The following is an 18,970-nucleotide window of genomic DNA, read 5'->3' as shown; positions in this document are numbered from 1 at the left end:
TACACTTTCGAAAATCAAATCTAGTCGTAATTGGGACCGAGTTCGGGATCCAGGTCTCTTGGCCGGGTGAAGCGATCCAAGTTGCCACATTTTTCGGTGATTTCAGCCCAACTATCAGTGGTGAGCGTTATTTCCGCTAGCGCCGCTGTGGGATATTTGGTTTCCACCTTGTCACGGGCCGGAGAGGTGCCATCATCGGGCACGAGATCAAAGATCAGATCTTCCAGCCCGGGGTTGTGGCCAACCATTAAAATATGGTCAGCGTCCGGATTGGTCCCGCGCAACACATCGAGAAGCGTGGCTGAAGAGGCGAGATAAATCTTGCGATCCCAGGTCGGTTCCATCGAGAGGCCGCTGGCTTCCTCGACATTCTCGAGCGTCTCGATAACCCGGACGGCAGGAGAGGCTAGGATTTGATCAAAGGTCAATCCATGACTCTGGATGAAGCGGCCCATGACCGCAGCCGCCCGCTTTCCTTTTTCATTCAACGGCCGGTCAAAATCGCGATCGACGGGATCGTCCCAGCTGGATTTGGCATGGCGCAAGAGAGTGAGTTTTTTCATTGCTGATTATCATGCATGAAACTTGTTTCAGTTGGAAGTCCAGATTGCGTCAAATCGGTTTTGGACGTCCGGATTTCTGCCAAGGCCTGTTCCAGCGGCATACGCTCTACTGGCGTGCCTTCGGGAAAGGCGGACAACAGACGGGAAGGGAAGGCGGATGAAAGAATGACAAAATGGCCATGATCATCGGCGCGGCGAATGATCCGGCCAAAAGCCTGCGCCAGTCGGGCTCGGATGATCCGATCATCATAAGTGGTCCCGCCACCCGCTAGCTTTCTAGCGCGGTGCAATATGTCGGGGCGCGGCCAGGGGACGGATTCCATGACCACCAGCCGCAGGCTCTGACCGGGGACGTCGACACCGTCTCGCAGGGCATCTGTGCCCAGCAGACTGGCCTTGGGATCATCCCGGAAAATATCGACCAACGTGCCAGTGTCGATCGGATCAACATGCTGGGCGTAAATTGGCAAGCCACTTTGCGCCATGCGGTCGGCAATGCGAGCATAGACCGTGCGCAACCGGCGGATAGCGGTAAACAGGCCTAGAGTGCCACCGCCCGAGGCTTCAATCAATTGCCCGTAAGCTCCGGCAAGCCCCGCCATATCGCCACGCTTTACATCGGTGACGATGATGACCTTCGCTTGATTGGGATAATCAAACGGGCTTGCGACTTCGAACTCCTGAGCCGCATGTTCAAGATGCACGGCACCGCTCCGGGCCCGGGCGGTATCCCATCCGCCACCGCCTTTGAGCGTGGCCGACGTGATCATCACGCCATGGGCCGGTTTGGTGACAACTTCGGTGACGGGAATGGTGGGGTCCAGCCAATGGCGGCAAATCCCGATATCATATTCCCGGCCTTCAAATCGGTCGATCATCAACCAGTCGACGAAGTCTGGATCTGCGGGACCACCGATCCGCGATAGCAGCGAGAGCCACCCTGTTATGGTATCGCAACGCCATCCAAGACTAGACAGCGCGCCTTCCATTCGTGCGCGGGCCTGCGCATCCATCCAGTCCGGGCCTTCTTCAATCAGATGTTCGATCCTTTGACCCAGCCGGACCAGGGGTTTGAGCAGCGCATCCATCGCTTGCGCAGCGGTTGCGACGGCATCAATCATAGGGCCTTCGACATCGGTCAGTTCGGTTTCCAGCCCATAGCCGGCATCGGCGCTCTGGCTTTCATCGCGGGCGAAGACCATCGCGCGGACCTCGTGGAGCAGCGCCTCAATCGGGCCGGACGGTTCGCCTTCTCCCATGCGTTGCAGCCAGCCATCCCTAGGCAGTGCCTCTGCCGCATGACGCGCGCTTTCAATCGCGCGGCCGCCTTCCTCATCATAGGAAGCGACATCGGCGAGGCGCGCGGCCAATCCTCGACGGCGGCCCCGGTTCTTTGTTTCCGGTCCGATCACCCAGCGCCGTATCTCTATTGTTTCTTGCCCTGATAGTCGCGCGGCAAACATGGAATCGGCGGCATCAAACAGATGATGGCCTTCGTCAAAAATCAATCTGGTCGGCGGGTTCTGCTGTTCGCGTCCGCGGGCGGCGTTGACCATCACCAGCGCGTGATTGGCGATGACGATATCGGCTTGCTGGCTGGCCCGCGATGCTTTCTCGATGAAGCATTTGCGGTAATGCGGGCAGCCGGCATAGACGCATTCCCCGCGCCGGTCGGTCAGCGCGGTCGCGCCATTGCGGCGGAATAGGGTGGTGAGCCATCCGGGCAGGTCACCGCCGACCATATCGCCGTCTTTGCTATAGGCCGCCCAGCGTGCCACCAGATGCGCTAGAATCGCCGCTCGTCCGGCAAAACCGCCTTGCAGCGCGTCTTCCAGATTGAGCAGGCAGAGATAATTTTCTCGGCCCTTTCGCACGACGACTTTCTTGCGAAACGTCTCTTCGTCCGGATAGATTCGTCGCGTTTCCCGATCCAGTTGGCGTTGCAGGGCTTTGGTAAAAGTGGAAATCCAGACAGCCCCGCCGGCTTGGTGTGACCATAAGGATGCGGGCGCCAGATAGCCGAGGGTCTTGCCAATCCCGGTGCCGGCTTCTGCCAGCAACATATTGGGTGCGCCCTTGATCTTGCGCGGATTGAATATCTGGGACACCGCGGTGGCATAGTTTTTCTGCCCTTGCCGCTCCTCGGACCCCTTGCCGGTTAGCGTATCGAGGGTCGAAAGCGTTTCTTCCCGGTTCAATTTGATAGATATAGGGGCGGGACGGGGTGGCTCCTCTTCCCATTCTTCCAGTTTGGAAAACAGCCAGCGTTCGGCCTGGGTTGGTTTTTCCAATTTTCGTCCGACTTCCTGGGCCCAGGGCCAGCGCAGCCGATAGAGCGCTTGCGCGCTGCTCCATGCGCCCTCCCGTTCTTTCCAGAAAGGTGCTTCCAATCCTTCCAGCAATTGGCTGGCCGCTTGTCGATAGAGGCCCGCAATATCAGCCTCTTGATCGGGCGGTGTTAGGCCGAGTGTCTTGGCGAGACCGGCAGGGGTGGGGACGATGAACTGTGCCGGGTGGATGAAGGCGAACAGCTCCAGCAAATCAAGGCCAGACAGATCGGGATAGCCCAGCCTCTGCCCCAAAAGCGGTGCATTGAGCAGGATATGCGGTGTTTCTGCGACACGGCCAATGGCCTCGCCCTTGCCAATCGCGCGGGTTTCGCCATCGGTCGAGCAAATCCAAATACCGCTGTGGCTGGCGTGCAGCGCGGGATAGGGGAGCAGGGCTTTTGTCAATTCTGTTGTGGCTCTATCCGGGCGCGTTCGGTCCGACGAGGGCTACTCCGGCAATGAATCGATGCGCTCCGAACAGGACAGTATAGAGAACCGCCACGATTAATATGCTGATCACCTCCCGGCTGGGTTTTGCCACTTCGGTTGGTTTTACCCAGGCGCCTTCGTTGCGGGATATGGTGATGATCGAGATCAACGCCCAAAGGCCAAGTCCGCCGAACAAGATGAGCGATTTATTATCCCCGTTGGCAAGCAAATGGCCCGCGCACCAGACCAGCACGCCGGTCAGCATCGGATGTCTGACCCACTGTTTCATCTTGGATTTACCCTGTGCAATCGCAATGAGGTAGAGGGCGACAAACATCAGCAGCATGTTCATGTGGCGACCCGCGTTGGGCGGATCATAGACAAATTCCGCAGGAACCGAGCGCCAGCCAAAGATCATCAATCCGACAGAGGTCAGGATCAACATGGCGACTAATCCCCTGTGCGGGCCCTCACCTATCGCGCTTTGAATTGATCCGCGCAGCCCCGGCGTCACAGATTTCATGAGGTGAACAATGCTCCATAGCAGCACGCCCGCGATCAATAATGTCATCACCATTCTCCTGAATTTCGCCTGTTCTAACTTGCTATACAGGCTAAGGCCACTATTTGCGCAGTATAGACAGAAAAACAGGACAAAGTTTGTGACCGACTATCGTGAAGCAGCAGAGAATTCCAAAGCTTGGCCGTTTGAAGAAGCCCGCAAGCTGCTCAAACGCTTTCGCGGTGAACGGGGTGTCCCTGCGCCGAAGCCGGGTGGCGAACCCATGCTGTTCGAAACCGGCTATGGTCCTTCGGGCCTACCGCATATCGGGACATTCAACGAAGTCTTGCGGACCACCATGGTGCGCCATGCTTATGAAACGCTGACCGGCAATCCGACCAGGTTGATCGCGTTCAGCGATGATATGGACGGATTTCGCAAGGTTCCGACCAATGTCCCCAATCAGGATATGCTGGCCGAACATCTGCACAAGCCGCTGACGCAAGTGCCAGACCCGTTTGAGAAATTCGAGAGTTTCGCCGCGCATAACAATGCGATGCTGCGCGATTTTCTCGATCAATATGGCTTTGACTATGAATTCATGTCCTCGACCGAGCAATATCAGAGCGGCGCGTTTGACGAGACGCTAAAGCTGGTGCTCGCGCGCAATCAGCAGATATTGGATATCATGCTGCCGACTTTGGGCAAGGAACGGCAAGCGACTTACTCGCCTGTGCTGCCGATCAGCCCGAAAACCGGTCATGTGCTGCAAGTGCCTGTAGAGATCGTCGATGCAGAAGCTGGCACCATCCGTTTCATGGATGATGGTGAAATGATCGAGCATAATGCTTTTAGCGGCGGCGTGAAGTTGCAATGGAAAGTCGACTGGGCGATGCGCTGGACCGCGCTGGGCGTCGACTATGAAATGTATGGCAAGGACCTGACCGACAGCGGCGTGCAGTCGGGCAAGATCGCCAAAGTGCTGGGTGCGCGCAAGCCCGAAGGCTTGATTTACGAAATGTTCCTTGATGAAAAAGGCGAGAAGATTTCCAAATCCAAAGGCAATGGCCTCAGTCTCGACGACTGGCTGCGCTATGGTTCGGAAACCAGCCTCGCTTTCTATATTTTCCGGGAACCGAAATCAGCCAAGCAATTGCATATGGGCGTGATCCCCAAGGCAGTGGACGAATATTTTCAGTTCCGCACCAACTGGCATGACCAGGCCCCGGACAAGCGGCTCGGCAATGCAGTGCACCATGTCCACAATGGTGATGTGCCGACGGACACGATTCCGGTTACCTTCGGTTTGCTGTTGAATCTGGTCGGTGTGATGGGCGAGGCCGACAAGGAACAGATTTGGAGCTATTTGCGCCAATATGCGCCGGACGCGACGCCGGATCGTTACCCAGATCTGGATGAGTTGATCGGCAATGCCATGGCCTATCATAAGGATTTCATCGCCCCGACCCTTGAGCGCCGCAAGCCTGAAGGCATTGAAGTCGCGGCCTTGCAGAGGCTCGACAGCGAACTGGCAGCGCTGCCCGAAGAGCCTGCAGCCGAAGATATCCAGACGATCGTCTATACAATCGGCAAAGAGGGCGGTTTTGAAAATCTGCGCGACTGGTTCAAGGCTCTATACGAGACCTTGCTCGGCTCTTCTCAGGGGCCGCGTATGGGTAGTTTCATTGCCCTCTACGGTGTGTCCAATACCCGCACGTTGATTGCGGAGGCTTTGGGCTAGCTATGATCGATATTTTCACCACCGGTGGGACGATCGACAAGGTTTATTTCGACGCATTGTCGGAATATCAGATTGGGGCGACGGCGCTGCCCGACATGCTGCAGGAGAATAACGTCTTTGTTACTCACCGGGTGACCCAGTTGATGCGCAAGGACAGCCTGGAACTGACCGATGCAGATCGGGCGGCCATCCATGATGCGGTCGTGGCAAGCGACGCGGACAAGATTCTCGTAACCCATGGCACCGATACCATGGTGGATACGGCGTGCGTGCTGTCAGACGTCACCGGCAAGACGATCGTGCTGACCGGGTCGATGCAGCCGGCATCTTTGCGGGTTAGTGATGCTCAGTTCAATGTTGGCTTTGCCCTCGCCGCAACCCAGACTTTGCCCCATGGCATTTATATCGCGATGAATGGCGAGGTCTTTGATCCGGCCACCACCAAGAAAGACCGCGCGGCGCATCGCTTCGTCAGCAAATAGGGTTATTTTCCGATCATGGTCATTAGCCAAGGCCCCGTCTTCATCGACAAGGCAATCGCGATGATCATCGTCAGATAAGCCACAACACCGTAAAAGGTCAGACCCGGGATCGTCCACATCAGCAGGACGTCATTGCCCCCCGGAACGGCGCTGGCGCCGATACCCATCAGGAACCCGCCAGCCAGGTTGGCGAGCGCGAATTTCCAGCCGCCCCATTCGGGCTTGAACCGGTCCTTGAGCCAGCTGGAAACAATTGCGCCGATGAACAGGGCTATCACCGCAAATTCTATAGTCTTGCTGACCGACAGGCCCTGGCCTTGCAGAAAGCTGTTGAGCAGGGCGGTATAGGCCCATTCGGGGCGCGTGCCGTATATGATCGAGGCGCAGACCCCAATGGCGATCAGCGCGAGATAGGTGTGGTTGCGACGGACCAAGGCCAGCCAAAGACTGATCAGTGCGACGAGCGCAAATAGACCCAGCGTTGCCTGTTTGACCGGGCTCTGTGCGATGGTTGTACGCGGCAGGAACTCGACGGGGCCGAAGAGATTCAGTACATCCCCCCGGGCCAGCCACAAGGCAAAGCCCAATCCGACAAAGCTCAGGATATAGCTGAATTTGCCGGTGCCGATATAACCGACCGTGCCAATGAAACAGCCCCGGTTTACCATTGCGCCAAGCCCCATCAGCACCGCCCCGAAAAACAGCTGGCCGTTCAAGGCGATATCGAGCGGCAGATGGGCGCGGCCCGTCCATTCGACCAGCAGGAACAATATGATGGCGGCCCAGCTGGCAACCACCAACAGACCGAAGAGCCAGTCCATCTTGCCTTCATCGACCCAGCGGCCGGTCGCTGCCACCGTACAGGTTGCGACCCGGGACAGGGCAAAGCCAAGGATGAAGGCTAGCGGGATGACGTAGAAAGAAGGCATAGTCTTGCTTAGCCGATTGATCAGATATCACAATGTTGGCTATGAACCGCTATTGTATTCAGTGGGTCTGCACCATAGGTTTCGACCATGAGAATCAACGCCGACTTTGATCAACCCGTGATCTTGCTGCCAGAAGCTATGCAATGGGCGCCTTCCCCTCTGCCAGGTGTCGAACGCAAGATGCTCGACCGGATCGGTGAGGAAGTGGCGCGGGCGACGTCGCTGGTCCGCTATGCGCCCGGTAGTTTTTTCGATCCGCATGTTCATAGCGGCGGAGAAGAATTTCTGGTTGTCGAAGGTATATTTTCCGACGAGCATGGCGACTATCCGGCGGGCACCTATGTGCGCAATCCGATTGGCACCAAGCATAAGCCGCATAGCAAGGATGGATGTGTCATCCTTGTGAAGCTGCAACAGTTTGATCCGGCCGACACCTCCCATTTCTCGGTTCATATCGATGATCTGATATTTGAAGACGGCGGCGCGCCGGGTGTTGAATTTGCCTGGCTGCACCGCTTCAATGGCGAATATGTGAAGATTGTCCGCTGGGCGCCGGGCAGCAGCTATCCGGAACATGTACACGCTGGCGGCAGCGAGACCTTTATTCTCGAAGGCAGCCTGACCGACGAATATGGCCATTATCCCAAGGGGAGTTGGGAGCGGACACCGGACGGCTGGAGCCATAAACCGCATAGCAAAGACGGCTGTCTCGCATGGGTTAAAACCGGGCATTTGACGGCCAAGACACTCGGCAAATATGCTCAGACCGCCGCCGACTGAGTGACCGTCCGCATTACTTCGCTATAGCTTTTGGCCAACGTCATCCGGGCGCCATGGCCTTTCGCTACCAGCAGGCGGTTCGCTTCAGCCAATTGATAGCAGGGCACACCCATGAACAGATGATGTTCGCTGTGATAATTCACCCAATAAGGCGCTAGCGCCGCGCTCTCCCACCAGCGCGCATAGGTTGTCCGCGCATGGCTGAACGGATCATCGCCGCCGGTTGTCGTGCAGGCATGTTCGGCGATATTGCGGATGCGCAGGGTCAGTTGAAAGGTGGTGGCCAGCGCGACTATCCAGATCAGGAAGGGCATGATGCCAAGCGTGGCCAGGCTAATCGCCAACACCATAAGCTGGATCAACAGAAAGCGCCCAACCGTCTTGGCTGTGATGATTGACCCATCGATCGAAGAGCTCTCCGCTCCGATGCCAGCGCGCGAGGAATTGTTGAGCGGCCGACCGGCGCTGGTATCCCGTTTCGTCCCGGGTGCATCGCGTTCGCCGCTTATGAGCGCCTTGAGTCCTAACCATGCTTTGGCAAATTGACTGCTCCGCTGTTTGAAAAATGTCTGGCCGGTGAGGTCGCGGATGAACTTGCGCTTGATGCTTGCTTTGGTTGTTGGAAAGGGCGCGGACAGACCAAGGTCGGGATCCTCGGGTTGCTGGGTAAAGCGATGATGGGTCAGATGATAGGCACGATAGCTGTGCAGATCGCTGCCGGTCGCAGCGCCGGTCAGCCATTGGCCAGCGAAATTGTTGATCTTGCGCTTGGGGTGGAGCAGGCCATGGGCGGCTTCGTGCATCAGGATGGAGAGGCCAAGCTGCCGTCCACCGACCAGCAAAAGGGCCAGCGGTGCCACAATGACGCCCGCAATCCAGTGCCATTGCCACAAGAGTGTCGTTCCGCCCGTCAGTAGCGCAACCATCAGCCATGCGTGCAGCGACAGCCACAAGCCTCGCCAGCGGGACACGTGGGTCAGCGCAGCCCATTCGTCATTGGCGAACAAGTCACAGGGCTTGGCAGCTTTTACAGCGGGCATGAAAATCCTTCTCTCATGCTGAATATAGCGGAATTTTGCCGTTTTTCCAAATCATCGCAATGCCGTAACGGCATAGCGTTTCCCCGCGAAGATGCATTTTCTCACTTATCAGGCCAATTCCTCGACCAGGCGGGCCATGAAGTCGGCACCGCGCGCAAATTGCTCGACGGAGACATATTCATTCGGCTGATGCGCTTGTTCTATCGACCCTGGGCCGCAGATCACGGTTGCAAAGCCGGCTTGCTGGAATTGTCCGGCCTCGGCGGCATAAGACACCACTCCGGCAGGGCTATTGTCGCCGGTCAGCTTGCGAATGAAGGCCTCGGCTTCTTCTGATCCGGCATGGGTCATCGGCGGCGCATTGCTCTGTTGTGTCACCCGCACACCGGTTTCCGGAAAGGCGCGCTTCATTTCGGCGTCCAGGGCGGCGCATTTCGTCTTGAACGGCGCGAGAATATTATCCGGATCAGTGCCGGGCGGACAGCGCAGGTCAAAGACGAATAGAGCGCGGCGGGCGAGGATGTTGGGCGCGGTGCCGCCTTCCATCTTGCCGATGGTCAGTGTCGCATGGGGCGGAATGAAAGGCGAGGCTGGGTCTGCATTTTCCCAAAGATCGCGCGCCAGTTCAGCCAGATCGTGCATTAGCTCGACCGCGACCATATTGGCGGAAATGCCGAGATGTGTCAGGCTGCTATGCGCTTCGTGGCCGAGCACTTCGACCTCATGAACAGCAATGCCCTTATGCCCGGTCACCGGTTTCATCATAGTCGGTTCGCCGATAATCGCGAGCGCTGGTCTGGGGAGCTTGGCGGCCATCTCCTCGATCATCGCCGGCGCGCCGAGACAACCGATTTCTTCGTCATAGCTAAACGCGAGATGCACCGGTTTCGTGCCCTTCTTGAACTGGGGCACGGCGGCCAGAGCCAGCGCGATAAATCCCTTCATATCGCATGTCCCGCGGCCATGCAGCAGGCCGCTGCGTTCGGTGACGGTCCAGGGATCGCTATCCCATTTCTGTCCGTCAATCGGAACCACGTCGCTATGACCAGAGAGAATGATCCCGCCTTCGATATTGGGGCCAACCGTGGCATAGAGATTGGCCTTGGAGGCATCTGCATTGACGACGCGTGTGGAGGCTACGCCATGTTTGCCCAGATAATCCTCGACCCACGCGATCAGATCGAGATTGCTGTTCCGCGAGGTGGTGTCGAAGGCGATGAGCGTCGACAGGATGTCGCGAGCGGAGGCAAGAATGTCAGAGGTCATAGGGAAGCGAACGTTACAAAGTTTACAGTGTTAAAAGAAAGAAAGCGGACTGATCCCAAAAGATTGGAAATTGGCGCTTTTTGAATGTGAATCATAGCAAAGATCATAGCCAGCGAACCTAATCGGGAACGCTCCTGTAGGACAGCATTTTCTTGGCTATCAATCTGCCGGGATTGCGTCGGTGACGGGTTGTTTCTCTATCGCCTGCATTGCCAAGTCTAGCATTTTTCCTGCCGCAGCGGCCAGCGATCCGCCATGGGGATTATAGGCTGCTGGTCGTAAAGTTTCGGCTGCCGCAACATATTGCTTGTCTTCCATATATTGAGCGGAAAGAATCATTCTGAGGCTCTGATCAAAGGGCGCCAGCTCTAACGCGCGTTGCAATCCATCGACGGCAATTTGGGGTGGACGGTTTTGGCTGGACCGATAGCTGAGATAATATTGGATCAAGGGGATGGGGTGATCATTCTCGATCCTATTGGCTGCAACAACTTGTCTTCGGACTTGTTTCCAAGCGGCGGTTTCATCGTCTGCAGTTTCGGCCTTGCGCGCATGAGCATAGATTTTCTGAATTTGCGCCCGCACCCGTGTCGGATCGAGTGCCAGTGCCTTGTCTGCCGCAGCAATCGCTTGCTCATCAAAGCCCGCATCAAACTCGGCTTCCGCCAGTGCTTCCAAAACGGCGGGATTGTCTGGATATTTTATTGCGACTCCCCGAGCATCTGCGACCACCTTTTTGGCTTCTTCTTCATCAACGCCGGTGCGGGATTCCATCATCACCGGTACGATCGCTGCCTCTGCGGCGGACAGTCGGCGGGTGGACACCGGGGTGGTTTTCAATTTGCTTGGTGGGATAGAGAAAACGGAAATGCGCTTTTTTTTGGCATATTGATCCATATCCTTGTCAAGCTGATCAAGATCACCAAATGCTTCTCGCGCGGCATCCGGCTCGGTTGTTCCTTTTCCTAGCAATTTGAGATATTCCGTCATCTGCCCTCGTCTCGCTTCATCGAAAGTGAGATAGTGATAGAGCAGCCAGCTCCGACCATAGAATTGATCATAGCCACCGGATTTGTTTTTCCGATAAGCGGCAGTATCCAGCAACAATTCAATGGGAACTTTGCGAGAGGCGGCCAGTTCATAAGCGCGATGGTTTGCTGCCCCTCCCAGTACGATTGTGCCATCTCGTTCAAAACGACCGGATGCAAAAAATTCTGCGAACCCCTCCTGAAACCAGAGCGGATAAGCGCGGTTGCTGATATTGAATAGAAAATGGTGCGCATATTCATGCCGCAGAACCGTTTCGGGCGTGAGAGAAAATTTGCTACCGCCAGTCCTTAAGCGGGGGACTATCGTGACAATATTTCCGGCATTGGGAAGATAAATACCGGCTGTATATTTGGTCTTTAGATCAGCAAGCTTGCGCACCCCTGCTTGGCTTCGGACAACGAAGACATTTACCCGGTTTGACGGGCTTGGGGATTCAGGTGCCCGCCCGATCAGGAGCGCCATGGCTGCGTGATAGACTTCCAGCCGTTCCGCAAATAGCTGGATCGTTTTGTCGCTCTGATTTGCGTAAATAACGAAATGTTCGCCGCTGGCTTTATGCCAGGCCGCATGTGCGGGTGATGAAAAATTCAGAAATGCAAAGAAAAAAATCAAAAAAAACCGCATCAAGAGCCCCTATAGATGAATAATATTATATTCAATCCATCTATAGTGGCAATGATTAGTTCAGTAAATTTGCCTATCCTTGCGAAGCAATCCAGTCGCGGATTTTTGTTTCCAATACGGTCATCGGCAAGGCGCCGGTGTTTAGGACCTGGTCGTGAAATTCGCGCGGATCGAACTTGTCCCCCAGCGCTTCTACCGCTTCTGACTTCAGTCGCTGGATGGTCAATGCGCCGATCTTATAGGCCAGGGCCTGTGACGGGATAGCGATATAGCGTTCGACTTCGGCGGTTGCATCGGTTTTGCCCATGCTGCTGTTGTCGAGCATATATTGGATCGCTTTTTCGCGGGTCCAGCCTTTGCTGTGCAGGCCTGTGTCGACCACCAAACGCATCGCCCGGAGCATCTCGTCATCAAGATGGCCGAAACGCTGATATGGGTCGTTGTAGAGGCCCATCGGGAAACCGAGTTTTTCCGAATAGAGCGCCCAGCCTTCAACATAGGCAGTGTTGCCGCCAAAGCGCATGAATGCCGGTAGCGCTTCGTTTTCCTGGGCCAGCGAAATCTGGAAATGGTGTCCCGGTGCGCCTTCGTGCAGGTACAAGGTGGTGATGCCAGAGGTGTTGCGTGACGGCAGGTCATAGGCGTTGAAATAGAAGACACCCGGACGCGAACCGTCTGGTGTTCCGCCTTGATAAGAACCACCCGCCTGGAATTTTTCGATCGATTCATCATAGGGGCGAATTTCCAGCGGTGATTTTGGCAGCACCTTGAACTGTTCGCCGATTTTCGCGTCGACTAGCTTGCCCATGTCATAATAGCGCTGCGTCAGGCTTTCGCGAGACTTTGGGTGGAATTGTGCATCGGTCCGCAAAAATTCAAAAAATTCTGACAGGGTGCCGTCGAAGCCGACCTCGGTCTTGATCTCTTCCATCTCGGTTTTGATCCGGGTGACTTCGCTAACGCCGAGCTCGTGAATATAGTCGGCTTTTAGCGGCAAGGTCGTCGTGTTGTTGATCAGATTTTGATACATCACGTCGCCGCCCTTCATATAGGACAGGCCAACCCCTTCGCGGGCCACTTCGAGATATTCGTCCTTCAGAAAATCATGCATGCGCTGATAGCCAGCAAAAATATCCGTCGTCGCAGCGGTATATTGCTTGGTCAGACGCGCTTTGTCTTCGTCGCTGAAATCTTCCGGAAAGTTTTTCGTTGGCGCCATGAACGGGCTGTTCTCGAGACCCAGGCCAATTTGCGTCGCGAGCTGTTCGATAACATTGGTGATCGTCAATTTGGTTTCGACCACACCGCTGTCCATGCCTTGACGGAAACGTCCGATAGAGCGGTCGCCGATGACAATGAACTGTTTGTGGCGTTTGAGATTATCTTCATAATTTTTCACCGTCTTGAACGGCGCGCCACCTTTGCCCGATGCGAAATTGGGATAGAATGTGTGGAAGCCGCTGAAATGATTGACCGGACGGACAACACTCAGGTCCATGATTTCTTTGGAATAGCCAATTAGTGCTTGCTGTTTGTTGCGCTGGAAAACGTCATAGGCGATCTTGTCGGTCGCGTTTAATTTGCTGCGGTCCAATTTCAACAGAGCCGCCAGTTCGGCCTCTTCTGCAGCCTTTTCCGCGGCAAAATATTCATCCGAAATATAGTCGCCAAGCTGATCGGCATAGCGCTCGTCGCCGCGGAACAGGGCGCCGATGGGATTGCGCTTCAGATTGTCTTCGTCGCTCTTGGCAAAAAGCGCTTTCAGCTTTTCGCCTTCCGTCATCTCGGCTTCTGCGTGATGTTCCATGGCCGCGGCGCTGGTTGCGGCAAGCGGCTGGGCGGAGGCGACGCTGCCGATGGCGAGCAGGCTGGTGCCGATGAGGAGAGCGAGCGGTGTCTTGATCATATTCTGTCCCTGTCTGAAAAACTGTTATGTTCAGCTAACACGGTAAAGTATCACCCGCAACGACTTCGCCGGGTCTAAAATGTCGTTTGTCGAAGCTGGCCGACAGTTGATCGGAGAATAGGCTTTTACGGGACCCAGGCTTTTTGCCACTGGTTGAGCCGGAACCATTTGGTGATGATATATTTGGTGCCCTCGTCTACTGGCGTTCCCGCGTGCAGCGTGTCGATATTGGGCGTCCCGTCGAGGCTCATATTGTTCCAGATCAACAGCATGCCGCGGCGCGGTTCGACCTCATATTGCAGCTGTGGGAAAGCGGTCGCACCACCCTTTTCCGGTTCGTTGAGATAGGCCATGGCGGTCCAAGTGCGCTGGCCGCCATTGGGGCCTTCCATCTGCCAATATTTTTCGCTCTCGTGAAAATAGTCGTGATGGTCCTTGAACTGCTGTCCGACCTGATAGCGTTGGCCTTGCAGGATTTCGCTGTGTGTTTGCGGCAGGCCCAATAGGTCGCAGAGCGATTGGTCGATCCGGCGGATATCGGGATTGGCGGGATCGACATTACAGCTATGACTGGTGCGATAGCCTTCGCGTTCGGTGCCCTTATAGAGAGTCGAGGGCTGGCTGTCGGTATCGATCATGTCGATCAACAGGTCGCAATCAGCAGCGCTCAGGAAATTCTGGTGGACGAAGAGCTGCACATGCGGGCTTTCCAGCCACTGAACCCGGGGGTGGGCATTCAGGGTCTCGGTCACCTGCCGGCCTAGATCGGCGATCCGCCGGGGACTAGCATAACGTTCGATCTGCTTTTTTGAAAAGACCTTTGCCATGCCCGGGAGCCTAATCGATAACGCGGCCGCGGACCATTACCCAATCGACTTTTTCGAGGACGGTTACATCATCGAGCGGGTTGCCATCAAAGGCGATCAGATCAGCGGAATATCCCACCGCGATGCGGCCGATTTCCATGTCCATATCGAGCGCTTTGGCGGCTGCTGTGGTGGCGCTGGTGATGGCCTCTCGCGGGGTCAGTCCGGCGTTGACCATCAACTGGAATTCCTCAGCGTTGCGGCCATGGTCAAAGACGCCGGCATCGGTGCCAAAGACAATCGGTACGCCCAAGCGTTTCGCCGATGTGACAGCCTTGCCGACATTGCCCAGCGTCATCCGGATTTTCTCTTCGACAACCGGGGTGTAAATGCCCTTGCCGAGCCCTTCGCTCACACCCTGAAAGGCCATCAATGTTGGCACCATTGCGGTGCCATTGGTTTTCATCACCTTTAGCGCCGCTTCGTCCGCGAATGTGCCATGTTCGATCGTGTCGATGCCGGCGCGGGATGCCGCTTCGATGCCGCGCGCACCATGGGCATGGGCCATGACCTTGAGGCCAAGCGAATGAGCGGTGTCGGCGATCGACCGCATCTCTTCATTGGTGAATTGCGCTTCCAGCCCGCGCCCTTGTTGGGACAGGACGCCTCCGGTTGCGGTAATTTTGATAACGTCCGAGCCGGCGCGGCTGGCCTTGCGCACTTTTTCGGCGCATTGCACTGCACCGGTGCAGCTATAGCCGCTGGTCAGGACTTTGTTGATATCCTCGGTAAAGCCGGACACATCGCCATGCCCGCCAACAATGGCCAGGGCAGGACCAGCCGCGATGATCCGCGGGCCGGGGATGATGCCATCTGCGGTGCCGCGGCGCAGAGAGAATGCGCTATATTGCGAAGAGCCGGCCTCGCGCACTGTGGTAAAGCCGGCCTTGGCGGTGAGCAGCGCATTTTTCGCGCCGACAACGACGCCCCATTCGGCAGGTTCTGTGGCTTCTTTCCAAAAGTCTCCGCCCGGATCGCCGGTCAGATGAACGTGCAGATCAATCAGGCCAGGCATGACTGTCTTATCGCGCAGGTTGATGACGGCATCCGCCTCCATCGCATCCGCAACGCCCGCTTTGTCTATTTCTCTCTGGGTCGTGACTTCGACGATCTTGCCGTCGATCACCACCAATGTGGCCGGGCCGACGGGTCCGGTTGCCGCATCCGGTATCAGATTGCCGACCAAAATCAGCTGACGATCTTGCGCTAGGGCTGCGTTGGCTATCATCAGGGAACATATTATTGCGACGAACCGGACCATCTTCATTCTCCAGAATTGATGGCCATACTTGTGCTAGGTGCGGACCGATGTTGCAACAGAAAAGACCCGCCGTCATTGCTGACGGCGGGCCCCTCACGAAAACTCGGTTTCTGTCTTACCAGAAGAAGTCGTAGATCACGTCGATGACTTCGCCAGTATAGGTGTCGACCAGCAGGACATCGTCATAATAGCGGACCCAGCGGGTGCCGCGATAGGCGGCTGGCAGACGATAGCGCCAAGGGTCGTTGATCCAGTAGCGTGATCCGTAGAAGGACGAGCCCAGGAAAACCCCGATGTTCCAGCGACGGTAGTTGTGCGACCGGTAAGGCGAATAATAGCGGCCTAGGCGGTAATAGCTGCGGTTCGCGTTGCGGTAGTTCCGCCAATTGTAGCGTCGATCATTGCGCCAGCTGCGGTTCCAGCTGCGATTGTTGCGGTTGTAATTCCGGTTGTTGCTATAGCGCCGGTTATCCCGATAGCGCCGGTCAGCCCGGGCATTGTTGTTGCGATTATAGCGTCTGTCGACCCGCGCATTGCGGTTGCGGTCTACCCGCCGGTCTATCCGCCGGTCGACGCGAGCGTTTCTATTGCGATCAACCCGCCGGTCAGCCCGTCTTTGGGCGGTTTGACGGTTCTGGGTCACGTTACGGTTGGCATTGCGTTGCTGCCGAGTCGCTTGCCGATTTTGTCGCACATTCTGGTTGGCGCGCGCGGTCTGTCGCGCGGCGCGCGGTGCCCTGTCACGGTTGACATTGCGGTCGGCTCGACGTTCAACTCGGCGGTTTTGGCGAGTTTCGGCGCGGTCCCCGTTGGTGCGGGTTTGCCGGTCAATGCGGGCCTGTCCGCGGTTATTGTTGTTCCGCGCCCGGGCCTGCCCCCGGTTGCTGCTACGATTGGCTTGGCGATTTCCGCGATTGGCACGGCGCTCGCTGCGGCGATCACGCTGCTGCTCTGCCGTGGCTTCCAGATCGATAAGGCTGGCGATATCGATCGGGCCCGTCAGATCGGCGGACGCCGGACTGGCGACACTGTCGAGGTCGGGCGCGATTTCAACCGCTAATGCGGCTGCGGGCGTCAACACCGTGGCCGCCATCAGGCCGGTTAAGAAAAATATACGCATGGCTTGCTCCTGTTGCTGGCGACTCCGTTTGCCGCATCTATGCAACTGTTGATAGAGTGTTAACCCTGTCGGACTCCTGAACTGAATTGTTATATTCAGGAAAGGTTGTACTTATATGAACGGTCAGGCGTTAAGACGCCGATGGCTGCGGCAGGGAACGCATCCGCCAAAACGAGTATAGATAGGCCGCGACGACCACTGCGCAAATGGCGCTGGCGGTATAGGGCTGCGGGACAAAGAAATAGGCGGCATAGCTGCCAACCGCGCGACCCAGTGAATGATATAGGCCGAGATTCGTGCCTGCAGTCCAGCCCCACATTATCCAGATATTGCCAGAAATCAGAGAAAGACCAACGATGAACAGCAAGGGGTCAAAGGTTGCTGCGACCATGACGAGCGGAAAAAACAAAAGGCATGTGATCAAGGCCATCATGAACGCGCTGGTCAGCGGACTGTCTTTTGCGTCTTTGAACATGTCGCCGCCGCGCAATTTTGTCACCAGCACGCCGAGCGGGAATATCAGGCCGCAAGTCCAGGCGAGATAGACAATATTTTGGGGTTCCGGAAAAAGCAACAATATGACGGCCCAGACGGCCCAATATAGCAAACCGGCGATAGGCATTCCCTTATATTCGCCAGCCAGCAATTCTTGCCGCATTTCGGGAAGGGTCGCTCGTTCATAGTCCATCGAAAACTCCCCCGCGCCTGTGCATCGCTTGTCTAATCCTTCAGATTATCCTTCTCCAGCCACTCTTCCAGCCATTTGATCGTATATGCACCGGACTGGAACTCTTTGTCGTGCACCAGCTTCTGGTGGAGTGGTATGGTGGTCTGGACGCCTTCAATGACAATTTCGTCGAGCGCTCGTGCGAGGCGCATCATGCAGCCGTCACGGGTCCGGCCATAAACGATCAGCTTGGCAATCATGCTGTCATAATAAGGCGGGATGGAATAGCCGGCGTAAAGGCCGCTATCGACCCGCACGTGCATGCCGCCGGGTGCGTGATAGCTGGTGACCTTGCCGGGGGATGGCGCCCATGTTTTCGGATTTTCCGCATTGATCCGGCATTCAATGGCATGACCGCTGAACACCAGGTCTTCCTGTTTGACCGACAGATCGCGTCCATCGGCGATGCGGATCTGTTCGCGGACGAGATCGACGCCGGTGATCATTTCGGTCACCGGATGTTCAACCTGCAAACGGGTGTTCATTTCGATGAAGTAAAATTCATCATTTTCGTAAAGAAATTCGATGGTACCGGCGCCGCGATAGCCCATGCCTTTCATCGCATCGACGCAGACTTTGCCCATGGCTTCGCGCTGTTCCGAGCTGATCACCGGTGAAGGCGCTTCTTCGAGGACTTTCTGATGGCGGCGCTGCAGCGAACAATCGCGCTCGCCCAGATGGATGGCATTGCCACGGCCATCGCCGAAAACCTGAAATTCGATATGGCGCGGATCGCCGAGATATTTTTCGATATAGACGGTGGCGTCGCCGAAGGCCGCTTTGGCTTCGGTGCCGGCCTGTTTCATCTGGGTTTCGAGTTCGGTCTCGCTGTTCACGACCTTCATGCCGCGTCCACCGCCTCCGGAAGCGGCCTTGATGATCACCGGGTAGCCGACGTCTGCCGCCACCTGTTTGGCTTCTTCTATCTCGCTGACCGCACCATCGGAACCGGGAACCAAGGGAATGCCGAGATCGCCCGCGGTTTTCTTGGCGGCAACCTTGTCGCCCATGATCTTGATATGCTCCGGCTTTGGGCCGATCCATTTGATGCCGTGGGCTTCCACGACTTCGGCAAAATTGGCGTTCTCGGAGAGAAAGCCATAGCCGGGATGAATCGCATCCGCACCGCTGATTTCAGCCGCAGAGATGATCGCCGGGATCGACAAATAGCTATCCGCAGCGGGTGGGGGCCCGATACAAATGGCTTGGTCGGCAAGCCGCACATGCATGGCGTCCGCGTCGGCGGTGCTGTGCACAGCCACGGTTTCGATGCCAAGCTCTTTGGCCGCACGAAGAATACGCAGCGCGATTTCGCCGCGGTTCGCAATCAGGATTTTTTCAATGGTCACGGTGC

Annotated in this window: 16 protein-coding genes; 3 read left to right on the top strand and 13 right to left on the bottom strand. The window is 56.4% G+C overall.

Going from position 1 to position 18,970, the window contains the following annotated elements; translation table 11 throughout:
• Window positions 1-20: 20 nt before the first annotated feature.
• The 3 genes from ABJV08_RS01185 to ABJV08_RS01175 are packed head-to-tail and all read right to left on the bottom strand — an operon-like array spanning window position 21 to window position 3,893.
• On the bottom strand, window positions 21-563 hold the full coding sequence (locus ABJV08_RS01185) for a histidine phosphatase family protein (RefSeq protein WP_348039203.1): 543 nt from the start codon (window positions 561-563) through the stop codon (window positions 21-23).
• Window positions 560-3,298: an ATP-dependent DNA helicase gene (locus ABJV08_RS01180; protein WP_348039204.1), complete on the bottom strand. Its 2,739-nt coding sequence runs from the start codon at window positions 3,296-3,298 to the stop codon at window positions 560-562. The genes ABJV08_RS01185 and ABJV08_RS01180 overlap by 4 nt, the downstream gene beginning before the upstream one ends.
• A 13-nt stretch (window positions 3,299-3,311) precedes the next feature.
• Window positions 3,312-3,893: an NnrU family protein gene (locus tag ABJV08_RS01175; RefSeq protein ID WP_348039205.1), complete on the bottom strand. Its 582-nt coding sequence runs from the start codon at window positions 3,891-3,893 to the stop codon at window positions 3,312-3,314.
• A 91-nt stretch (window positions 3,894-3,984) separates the two neighbouring features.
• On the opposite strand from ABJV08_RS01175, the gene ABJV08_RS01170 reads away from it, so the two are divergent.
• Window positions 3,985-5,565, top strand: coding sequence for a lysine--tRNA ligase (locus tag ABJV08_RS01170; RefSeq protein WP_348039206.1), 1,581 nt, complete (start codon window positions 3,985-3,987; stop codon window positions 5,563-5,565).
• A gap of 2 nt (window positions 5,566-5,567) precedes the next feature.
• Window positions 5,568-6,047 carry an asparaginase domain-containing protein gene (locus ABJV08_RS01165; protein WP_348039207.1) on the top strand — a complete coding sequence of 160 codons (480 nt, stop codon included), beginning with the start codon at window positions 5,568-5,570 and terminating at the stop codon, window positions 6,045-6,047.
• Between the two features lie 2 nt (window positions 6,048-6,049).
• On the opposite strand, the gene ABJV08_RS01160 is transcribed toward ABJV08_RS01165, so the two are convergent.
• Entirely contained in the window at window positions 6,050-6,976 is a 927-nt protein-coding gene (locus tag ABJV08_RS01160; RefSeq protein ID WP_348039208.1) for a YeeE/YedE thiosulfate transporter family protein, read from the bottom strand.
• Between the two features lie 87 nt (window positions 6,977-7,063).
• On the opposite strand from ABJV08_RS01160, the gene ABJV08_RS01155 reads away from it, so the two are divergent.
• Window positions 7,064-7,756, top strand: a complete 693-nt coding sequence (locus ABJV08_RS01155) for a cupin domain-containing protein (protein WP_348039209.1) — start codon at window positions 7,064-7,066, stop codon at window positions 7,754-7,756.
• Here ABJV08_RS01155 and ABJV08_RS01150 read toward each other — a convergent pair.
• From ABJV08_RS01150 to accC, 9 genes are all read right to left on the bottom strand, one after another.
• On the bottom strand, window positions 7,738-8,796 hold the full coding sequence (locus tag ABJV08_RS01150; RefSeq protein ID WP_348039210.1) for a fatty acid desaturase family protein: 1,059 nt from the start codon (window positions 8,794-8,796) through the stop codon (window positions 7,738-7,740). The genes ABJV08_RS01155 and ABJV08_RS01150 overlap by 19 nt on opposite strands.
• Window positions 8,797-8,904: 108 nt before the next feature.
• Window positions 8,905-10,062, bottom strand: a complete 1,158-nt coding sequence (gene argE, locus ABJV08_RS01145) for an acetylornithine deacetylase (protein ID WP_348039211.1) — start codon at window positions 10,060-10,062, stop codon at window positions 8,905-8,907.
• 159 nt (window positions 10,063-10,221) lie between these two features.
• Window positions 10,222-11,736: a DUF1570 domain-containing protein gene (locus tag ABJV08_RS01140; RefSeq protein ID WP_348039212.1), complete on the bottom strand. Its 1,515-nt coding sequence runs from the start codon at window positions 11,734-11,736 to the stop codon at window positions 10,222-10,224.
• A 73-nt stretch (window positions 11,737-11,809) separates the two neighbouring features.
• Entirely contained in the window at window positions 11,810-13,642 is a 1,833-nt protein-coding gene (locus tag ABJV08_RS01135) for a DUF885 domain-containing protein (RefSeq protein WP_348039213.1), read from the bottom strand.
• A gap of 125 nt (window positions 13,643-13,767) precedes the next feature.
• Window positions 13,768-14,469, bottom strand: a complete 702-nt coding sequence (locus ABJV08_RS01130) for a 2OG-Fe(II) oxygenase (protein WP_348039214.1) — start codon at window positions 14,467-14,469, stop codon at window positions 13,768-13,770.
• Window positions 14,470-14,479: 10 nt separating this feature from the next.
• Window positions 14,480-15,736 (bottom strand): amidohydrolase family protein, encoded by a 1,257-nt coding sequence (locus tag ABJV08_RS01125; RefSeq protein ID WP_348039215.1) that lies wholly within the window; start codon window positions 15,734-15,736, stop codon window positions 14,480-14,482.
• Window positions 15,737-15,884: 148 nt separating this feature from the next.
• Complete coding sequence (locus ABJV08_RS01120) at window positions 15,885-16,889, bottom strand: RcnB family protein (RefSeq protein ID WP_348039216.1); 1,005 nt, start codon at window positions 16,887-16,889, stop codon at window positions 15,885-15,887.
• Between the two features lie 130 nt (window positions 16,890-17,019).
• Complete coding sequence (locus ABJV08_RS01115) at window positions 17,020-17,577, bottom strand: hypothetical protein (RefSeq protein WP_348039217.1); 558 nt, start codon at window positions 17,575-17,577, stop codon at window positions 17,020-17,022.
• Window positions 17,578-17,609: 32 nt separating this feature from the next.
• Window positions 17,610-18,965: an acetyl-CoA carboxylase biotin carboxylase subunit gene (gene accC, locus ABJV08_RS01110; RefSeq protein WP_348039218.1), complete on the bottom strand. Its 1,356-nt coding sequence runs from the start codon at window positions 18,963-18,965 to the stop codon at window positions 17,610-17,612.
• Window positions 18,966-18,970 lie beyond the last annotated feature (5 nt).

The sequence above is a fragment of the Parasphingorhabdus sp. genome, assembly GCF_039982395.1.
In the GTDB taxonomy this organism is placed as follows: domain Bacteria; phylum Pseudomonadota; class Alphaproteobacteria; order Sphingomonadales; family Sphingomonadaceae; genus Parasphingorhabdus.
This window is presented reverse-complemented; position numbering and strand designations above follow the sequence as displayed.